This is a genomic window from Stutzerimonas sp. (assembly GCF_982611455.1).
The window spans coordinates 1-8,828 of sequence record NZ_CEXBBO010000067.1; the positions used below are offsets into that span (position 1 = coordinate 1).

The following is an 8,828-nucleotide window of genomic DNA, read 5'->3' on the forward strand; positions in this document are numbered from 1 at the left end:
CCCCTTCGCTGATCTTTTCCCTCAGATCGCCCACGACCGCCGCCATGTCGCGGCCACGGACGTCGACGTAAACCCAACCCGACAGCCTCGCGTTTTCGCTTTTGAGCATTGGCGGCCCGTCGGTCACCTGTACCTTGGCCACAGTCCCCAAGGTGATCTGACTGCCTTGCGGCGTGTAGATAGGCAGGTTGCGCAGATCGGTTATCGAGTCGCGCCACTCGCGGCCATAGCGGAGGTTGATCGGATACCTGGCGAGCCCTTCCACGGTTTCACCAATGGTTTGACCACCGATGGCACCGGCCACGATCGGTTGCACGTCCGCAATATTCAGGCCGTAGCGTGCGGCGGCGACACGATCAATATCCACATCGATGTACCGGCCTCCGGTCAGTCGCTCGGCCAGCGCCGAACTGACCCCAGGCACCGCTTTGGCGATCTGCTCGACCGCTAGGGTGGCTTTGTCGATCTGTGCCAAGTCAGTGCCATAGACCTTCACGCCTATCGGGCTCTTGATGCCTGTCGCCAGCATGTCGATGCGGTTTCGAATGGGCGGGATCCACAAATTTGCCAGCCCTGGCACCTGCACCGTGCGGTCCAGCTCTTCCACTAATTTGTCAGGCGTCATTCCAGGACGCCATTGATCTTTTGGCTTGAATTGGATGGTGGTCTCGAACATCGTCAGCGGTGCCGGATCCGTCGCAGTATCGGCTCGGCCAGCCTTGCCGAACACATGAGCGACTTCTGGAACCGTTTTGATAAGGCGGTCCGTCTGTTGCAGCAGCTTGGAAGCCTTCTGAGCGGAGAGGCCTGGAAGCGCCGTGGGCATATAAAGCAGGTCGCCTTCATCCAGCGGGGGCAAGAACTCACCACCGAGGCGAGAGACCGGCCACAAGCCAGTCAGGAAGACCAGAACCGCCACTAGCAGGGTCGCCTTGGGCCAGCGCAGCACCGCATCCAGGGCCGGCTTGTAAATCCAGATGAGGCCACGGTTGAGTGGATTGCGGTGTTCATCCGGAATCCTGCCCCGTATCCAATACCCCATGAGCACCGGAACCAGTGTTACCGACAGACCCGCGGCCGCTGCCATTGCATAGGTTTTGGTGAACGCCAGCGGGCCGAACAGCCGGCCTTCTTGTGCCTCCAAGGTGAACACCGGAATGAACGACAGCGTGATGATCAGCAAGCTGAAGAACAGTGCCGGCCCCACTTCAACGGCGGCGTCAGTGATGACCTTCCAGTGCTCCTGGCCTTTCAAAATGGAACCGGGGTGTCGCTTGTGCCAGCCCTCAATGTGCTTGTGGGCGTTTTCGATCATGACGATTGCCGCATCGACCATCGCTCCGATCGCGATCGCGATGCCACCCAACGACATGATGTTTGCGTTGATGCCTTGCCGCTGCATGATCACGAAAGCAATCAGGATGCCGATCGGCAACGACACGATGGCGACCAGCGACGAGCGCAGATGCCACAGAAATATCGCGCAAACCAACGCAACGACGATGAATTCCTCGATGAGCTTGTGCGTGAGGTTTTCAACGGCACTGTCGATCAGCTTGCTACGGTCGTAAGTCGTGACGATTTCGACGCCTTCGGGAAGGCTCGCTTTGAGCTCATCGAGCTTGGTTTGAACGGCAGCGATGGTTTCCCGAGCATTCTTGCCGCTACGCAGGATCACGACTCCACCGACTACCTCACCTTCGCCATCAAGCTCGGCAATACCCCTGCGCATTTCCGGGCCGAGCTGGATATGCGCAACGTCCCCTAGCGTCACAGGCACGTCGCCGTCGAGACGCAAAGGAATGGCTCGAAAGTCGTTCAGTGTCTTCAGATACCCGGTCGCACGGACCATGAACTCGGTTTCTGCTAGCTCCAGAACACTCCCGCCGGTTTCACGGTTGGCCTCATCGATAGCCTGAGCGATCTGCTGTTGCGTCACGCCCCTGCTGGCCATGCGTATAGGATCCATTACGACCTGGTACTGCTTGACCATCCCGCCTATGGGCGCGACTTCCGCCACGTTGGGCAGTGTCTTGAGCTCATAGCGCAGAAACCAGTCCTGCAAGGAGCGCAGCTGCGAGAGGTCATGTTTGCCCGTTCGGTCCACCAGAGCATACTGGTAGATCCAACCGACACCCGTGGCGTCAGGGCCCAAGGCGGGTTTGGCGGCGGCGGGAAGCCGACTCTGCACCTGGCTCAGGTACTCCAGCACCCGCGAACGGGCCCAATAGAGGTCTGTGCCGTCCTCGAACAGGACGTACACGTAGCTATCCCCGAAGAAGGAGTAGCCGCGAACTGTCTTCGCGCCGGGGACAGACAGCATGGTCGTCGTCAGCGGGTAGGTGACCTGATTCTCGACAATCTGGGGCGCCTGCCCTGGGTATGGCGTGCGAATGATGACCTGAACGTCGGAAAGGTCAGGCAGTGCATCAACAGCGGTGTTCTTGACCGACCAGACACCCCAAGCCACCGCGAACACAGTAGCCAGCAGGATCAGAAAGCGGTTGGCTACCGACCAGCGGATTATGGCTGCAATCATTGTTGGCCCCCGAGCTTCTCAATGCGCTCGATGACCAGGCCTTCGTCGCTTTCACGCACGCCAACACGGACGCGGTCGTCGATTTGCAAGCCTGACAGCAGAGATTGATCGGCAGCCGGAAAGGACATGGTCATCCCAGGCATGTTCAGCGTCTTGAACGGCCCATGCGACAGGCCAACCATGCCATCTTCCAGGCTGACGATCGTACCTTCAGCCTCATGCAAAGCAGGTTTGACAGGCGGTTCCGTCTGCTCCAAACCCTGGGCGGTCAGCCCGCGTAGGCTCGCCTCTGAATCGAGGAGAAACTGACCGGACGCCACGACCTGTTGGCCGGCTTCCAGCCCGTCGAGCACCTCTGTTTTGTCATCGAACTCTCGACCGATGCGGACCTCAACTGGGCGGTAACGGCCTTCATTCTCAGCCAGCATCACCAACGCTCGCTGGCCGGTGCGAATGACCGCCTCGGACGGGATGACCAAGGCACCTTCAACGTTGCGACTCAATGTCACCTCGGCCGTCATGCCGGGGCGAAGCCGCTGCTGCGGGTTAGGTAGTTCGACCCGGACACGCACAGTGCGGCTATCCAGGTTGGCTTGCGATAGTACGGCCTGGATCGTGCCTTCCAGCGTTTCACCCGCAAAAGCAGGGAGGCGGGCTGTCACCGACTGCCCCGGCGCTAGATTTGTGATCTGCGCTTCAGGCACCGCAACCTCTAGCCAAACCGAGTCCAGCCCATTGATGCGTGCGAGAGAGGCGCCGGCGGGGACGGTCATGCCCTCGCGGACATCGAGACTGTTCAACACGCCACCGATCGGGCTCGTTACGGTCCATACGGGGCGCGCCTTACCGGTCCGTTCCAGCTGCGCAATGACCTCTGGTGGCATGCCAGCAAGGCGCAACCGCTGACGGGCTGCTGCGAGCAGTTGGGGTTGGCCAATCCCTTTGAGCGCCAGGTACTCCTCCTGTGCAGCAGCCCATTCGGGAACCAAAAGATCGGCTAACGGCGCGCCTTTTTCAATGACGTCTTCCGGCGCTCGGTCGTAAACGCGCTCGACGAAGCCCCCGGCGCGCGCCTGCACGACAGCCACGTCTCGCTCGTCAAACATTAATGCACCTGTCGCTTCGAGCGATTGGCTAATTGACTCACGCGTTGCGGTCGCCAGGCGCATGCCGAGATTCTGCGTCACGCTCGGGTCGATGCTCATCGACGCCCCGTTGCCCCCTTCATCGGCATAGCGCGGGACTAGATCCATATCCATAAAGGGGGATTTGCCTGGCTCATCGAATTTCTGTTGCGGATACATGGGGTCGTACCAATAGAGCACTTCCTTGTCTTTTTCTGCAGGCGATTGCCCGAAGGCTGCGGTAGACAGACCGAATAGCGCTGTAGCGCTAATCATTAGAGGGAAACTGAGGGCGAGTGCCAGCCGCTTGAGTTGAAATGTCATGGTCGGGTATCTCCAAAGGCGAAATGCAGGCGGGCATTGCTCAGCGATCGGTCGCGGGCTACGTCAATACGACGAAGGCGAGTCTCGACAAGCTGCCGTCGTGCATCGATCACAGCGGTCAGCTCACCGTTTCCGGAGCGGTAATCGGCCATAGCAAGGCGGACCTTCTCTTCAGCGAGGGGTAGTAAGGTTTTGTCGAGACGGATGAGTGCGCGGTCCAGGCGCTGATACTCAGCGAGGTCAGTAGCCAGCTCTTGGTTGTATAGGCGCAAGGTCGCTTGGCGCTGCGCCTCGATCTGTGTGAGGCGCGCTCGCTCGGCCGCGATCTTCGGATCCTGCCGAGAGCTGGTGAATAACGGCAGGTCGAAGCTGACGCTGAGGTTCACCATGTCGCCGTACTCACGGCCACGTCGCAGGTAGTCGACCCCCCAACTCCAATCCGGTGTTTTCTCAGCGATGGCCTGGCGAACCCTTGCGTCAGCTTCACGGGTCATCGGGTCGAAGGCGAGCAAAGCCGGATGGCGGTTCAGGTTGTGCTGATAGTGATCAACGTCGGTAAGCCATCGCGGCCAGTCGCCTGTAAGCGGCTGGTCAGCTGGCTCGCCTATCCAGCGGCGAAGGTCGGCCCGCGCAACAGCCTGGTTGCGCATCAGCTCATCCTCTTGTTCAGCAAGCAATGCTGCCTCTTGCTTCGGAAGTACGCTGTCTGCGGTTTGGCCACCGCCGCCAGCAATGCGCGCCTGAACAGCCCGCAAAAGTAGCTGATTCTCGCTGTAGAGCTGTTTGAAAAGGCTCAGCTTCTGCTCGACCGCGAAGCTGGCAATCCATGCCTCGGCGGTCGCCTGGCGCACGCTGAGACGTTCAATGGTTTGCTGAACGCCTGCGAGCGCAACACTAGCCTGCGCAGCCTCGACACGTGCCCGCCTTTTCGCTCGGTTTGGCACATCTTGCATGACCCCAACCATTTGCATGGTCATGGCCCCTTGGTCCAATTGCCAGCGTGAGTCACCTTCAATGGGCACGTTTTGCAGCCCAAGCCTAAGTTTGGGGTCAGGGAGCTCGCCGGCAGGGATTGCAGCGCTGCGTGCGGCTTGGAGATTGGCGGCTTGCGCATCCAGCGAAGGCGCGTCTTGCTCGGCCAAGCTCAAGGCTTGTTCTAAGGTTAGAGCTGACGCGAGCTCGGGGAATGAGAGCGCGCCGATGATCAAGGCGGCCACGTAGGGAGGCGCCCAGCGGATACGGGGTTTCATTTAGACAGGATTCCTGATCTTCCATGCGAGCCAAAGGCGCGCGGTAGCCGGCCCGAATGTTCACATTCGGACGGTTCCTAGAATTTGATCGGAATCAGACGCGGGGTGGATGCCAGACGGCGTCCAAAAGGCGAGAGGGGATCTGGTCGTTATAGGGTGTGGTCACGGGTTTAGCAGCAGGCATCAGCTGCGCCTTTATCGCGACAAGCTGAAGGAGGCTTGCGGTTTTGCACTCTTGCCCCGTCTTGCAGACGGTCGCCTTCCCTTGCTCATGCCTTTCACAGCACTCGGGTTCAGCGCTGCCATCTGCGCCAACCATCAGAGTGTGGTTGGTTGCCATGGCCTCCATTCCTTCCATATCAGGCATCACGTGATGCGCAGATAATTCTGTCGGCATCAGCAACTGCGCCATTCCGTTGATCGGAAGCGCAAGCATTAGCAGCAGGATAAGGAAGGAGCGGATGGTGGACTTCATATATTTTCAGCTTACTGGGCAATTCAGGAGCAATCAATGAGGCAATCAGTCGCTCTGCAAGAGCAGCCTTAGCCGACAGGCTTCAAACTACACTCGCTTGACGGAGCCGGAGAGCGTTGAACACAACCGATGCTGAGCTAAGGCTCATGGCCAGGGCAGCAATCATCGGAGACAGCAACAGTCCAAAGAACGGATAGAGCAGACCTGCAGCAATTGGGATGCTCAACCCGTTGTACATAAATGCAAACAGAAGGTTCTGACGCATATTACGAACTGTCGCCACCGAAAGCGTACGGGCGCGAAGTATCCCCATCAGGTCACCTTTAACTAGCGTAACTTGGGCGCTGTTCATGGCGACGTCAGTGCCCGTGCCCATCGCTATGCCGACATCAGCCCTGGCGAGCGCCGGCGCATCATTTATTCCGTCGCCTGCCATTGCAACCACCTTACCGAGGGCTTGTAGCTTAACCACCAGCGCCTCCTTGTCCTGCGGCTTCACTTCGCCATGCACTTCATCGATCGATAGCTCACGAGCCACCGCGCGGGCAGTGGTAAGCCCGTCGCCGGTGGCCATGATGACTTGCACGCCCTCCGCTTGGAGCCGAGCTACAGCTTCCTTGGAAGTCGGTTTGATTGGGTCCGATACGGCAAGCAAGCCGGCAAGTGCCCCATCAACAGCTAGGTAAACAATGCTGGTACCGCTCTCTCGCATTTTTTCTGCCTGATCTTTCAAAGGCTCAACGCTCACACCCGCATCTTCCATAAGCGCGGTGTTGCCTAGCTGTAGCTGCTTGCCTTCCACCAGACCACGGACTCCGATCCCTGACCCTGACTCGAAGGTCTCTGACTTTACCAACTGAATACCCTCGCTTCTCGCATGGTCCACGATGGCGTGGGCTAGGGGATGCTCGCTACCTTGATCCAAGCTGGCAGACAAACGGATGACTTCCTGAGCATCAAACGGCGTGACGCCTACCGCCCGATCGAAAACAGGTCGGCCCTCGGTCAACGTTCCAGTTTTATCGACAATCAGCGTGTCTACCTTACGAACATTCTCGATGGCGCCTGCGTCTCTGAAAAGCACTCCGCTTCCAGCCGCTTTGCCTGTGGCAACCATGATCGACATAGGCGTCGCCAGGCCAAGTGCGCAAGGGCAAGCAATGATCAGAACCGCAACTGCATTGATCAGGCCGAATACCCAGCCCTGCTCGGGTCCGAACAGGCCCCATGCAAAGAATGTCAGCAAGGCAATACCGATGACCGTCAGTACGAAATAACCAGCAACCGTGTCCGCCATCCGCTGCATGGGTGCTTTTGAGCGTTGCGCATTCGCAACCATCTGTACGATTTGTGAAAGCATGGTCCCGGAACCAACCTTAGTGGCTCGCATGACAAGCGAGCCACTCGTGTTCATCGTCGCGCCAATAAGCGAATCGCCTGTTCGCTTCGTCACCGGAACCGGCTCGCCCGTTAGCATGGATTCGTCGACGGCGCTCTCGCCCTCTAACACCTCTCCATCAACGGGTACCTTTTCACCAGGACGAACGCGCAGATGGTCGCCCTCGTGAACATGCATGAGCGGGATGTCCTCCTCTGAACCATTTTTGGCGATACGGCGAGCGGTTTTAGGTGATAAGCCGAGCAGGGACTTGATTGCCGAGGACGTCTGCAAGCGTGCCTTCAATTCGAGCAGCTGCCCTAGCAAGGTCAGCGAAATGATCACCGCGGCGGCTTCGTAATAAACGCCTATCCGGCCACCCACCATGAAGGACGCTGGAAATATGCTCGGTAAGACAGTTGCCACGACGCTGTAAATATACGCAGCCCCCGTGCCCAGACCAATCAATGTCCACATGTTTGGGCTGCGATGTTTGACCGAGGCGAGGCCGCGCGAAAAAAATGGCCAGCCTGCCCACAAAACAACTGGGGTCGTGAGGGCCAGTTCAACCCAATTCTGGCTAGCTCCATGAAACAGCGGAAGTGCATGTCCCGCCATGGCCAGCAAGGTCACAGCAACCGTTAACGGCAATGACCACCAGAACCGCCTTGAGAAGTCCTTGAGTTCAGGATTCTCCTCCTCGTCAAGTTCGGGAATCAGCGGTTCCAGTGACATCCCGCAGATAGGGCAATCACCTGGCCCCATTTGGCGGATTTCAGGGTGCATCGGGCAGGTGTACTCGGTCGTTGCATCACCAACAGGTGCCTTCTGTGCGGACGGCGCGGGTGCCTGAGATGCCGGTCCTTGAGCCTGCTGTGCAGCGAGATATCGAGCAGGGTCAGAACTAAACTTGGTCTGGCAACCCTGGCTGCAGAAGCGGTACGTTATTCCTTGGTGATCCTGTTCATATTCGCTGTCCTTTTTCACCTTCATCCCGCAGACCGGGTCTGTGAGCGGTGCTGATCCCTTCGTTTGGTCAGGCTGGAGATGGAACTGGGGAGAGGACATACGGGCACCTTATGGATTGGTTAGCAACGAACGTGGCCTACTGCAGGGACGTTTGTGGTTTTTCCAATGCTTGCAGCGTCCGACAACCAATATATGCAAAGCGTCCTGACCAAAGGTTGAACTAACCATTACATTTCTGTCAGGTTCTCCGGTATGTCAGGTCGAATGCATGTTGAAGCGGGCTGCTGGAAAAAGTAGCTCGCGCAAATACCGCTTGCTGGCCTAGCCTTATGCCTCCGTCGTCCGATGCTCGGCCGCTTTCTTTTTAATGAATACCGAACCGTGCAATGCCTAAGCGCAGGTACTCTGTTTTGATAGAAGCCGTAATTTTTGATGTCTATGGCACGCTCCTGCAAATCGGTGAACGACGGCGGCCATATCGCAAGCTCTTAAAACAGGCACGCAGCCAAGGTCGTCAACCTAGGACCGATGATGCCAGGACATTGATGACACGAAACTTGGGGCTGGCCGGTGCCGCCGATCTGTTTGGTACACAGCTAGGTAACGATGAGCTTGCCACTCTGGAGCTTGATCTCTACGCGGAACTGGCCAGCGTGCGTCCCTATGATGACGCCCTGCGGGTACTGGAAAGCCTTAAGAGAGCGGGGCTGAAAAGTAAGCGTACGCCGAACTCACCTTGCGCGACTCAGGCCGGCGCCCACTGATGCGG

The 8,828-nt window shown here is 58.3% G+C and carries 6 protein-coding genes; 1 reads left to right on the forward strand and 5 read right to left on the reverse strand.

The features are described from left to right. From AC2LD7_RS21520 to AC2LD7_RS21540, 5 genes are all read right to left on the reverse strand, one after another. A partial coding sequence (locus tag AC2LD7_RS21520) for an efflux RND transporter permease subunit (RefSeq protein ID WP_484599660.1) occupies window positions 1–2,539 on the reverse strand: 2,539 nt, incomplete at its 3' end. After that, window positions 2,536–3,987: an efflux RND transporter periplasmic adaptor subunit gene (locus tag AC2LD7_RS21525; protein WP_484599661.1), complete on the reverse strand. Its 1,452-nt coding sequence runs from the start codon at window positions 3,985–3,987 to the stop codon at window positions 2,536–2,538. The genes AC2LD7_RS21525 and AC2LD7_RS21520, both read right to left, overlap by 4 nt. Beyond that, window positions 3,984–5,237, reverse strand: a complete 1,254-nt coding sequence (locus AC2LD7_RS21530) for a TolC family protein (protein ID WP_484599662.1) — start codon at window positions 5,235–5,237, stop codon at window positions 3,984–3,986. Before AC2LD7_RS21530 ends, AC2LD7_RS21525 begins: the two co-directional genes overlap by 4 nt. Window positions 5,238–5,331: 94 nt before the next feature. Then, window positions 5,332–5,712, reverse strand: a complete 381-nt coding sequence (locus tag AC2LD7_RS21535; RefSeq protein ID WP_484599663.1) for a hypothetical protein — start codon at window positions 5,710–5,712, stop codon at window positions 5,332–5,334. An 82-nt stretch (window positions 5,713–5,794) separates the two neighbouring features. Beyond that, window positions 5,795–8,158: a heavy metal translocating P-type ATPase gene (locus AC2LD7_RS21540; RefSeq protein WP_484599664.1), complete on the reverse strand. Its 2,364-nt coding sequence runs from the start codon at window positions 8,156–8,158 to the stop codon at window positions 5,795–5,797. A 311-nt stretch (window positions 8,159–8,469) separates the two neighbouring features. On the opposite strand from AC2LD7_RS21540, the gene AC2LD7_RS21545 reads away from it, so the two are divergent. Further along, window positions 8,470–8,823 carry an HAD family hydrolase gene (locus AC2LD7_RS21545; RefSeq protein ID WP_484599665.1) on the forward strand — a complete coding sequence of 118 codons (354 nt, stop codon included), beginning with the start codon at window positions 8,470–8,472 and terminating at the stop codon, window positions 8,821–8,823. Window positions 8,824–8,828: the final 5 nt, after the last annotated feature.

Excerpts from the sequence above, each read along its gene's own strand:
- AC2LD7_RS21530 (WP_484599662.1), bottom strand. The coding sequence starts at position 5,237 with ATGAAACCCCGTATCCGCTGGGCGCCTCCCTACGTGGCCGCCTTGATC.
- AC2LD7_RS21535 (WP_484599663.1), bottom strand. The coding sequence starts at position 5,712 with ATGAAGTCCACCATCCGCTCCTTCCTTATCCTGCTGCTAATGCTTGCG.
- AC2LD7_RS21540 (WP_484599664.1), bottom strand. The coding sequence starts at position 8,158 with ATGTCCTCTCCCCAGTTCCATCTCCAGCCTGACCAAACGAAGGGATCA.
- AC2LD7_RS21525 (WP_484599661.1), bottom strand. The coding sequence starts at position 3,987 with ATGACATTTCAACTCAAGCGGCTGGCACTCGCCCTCAGTTTCCCTCTA.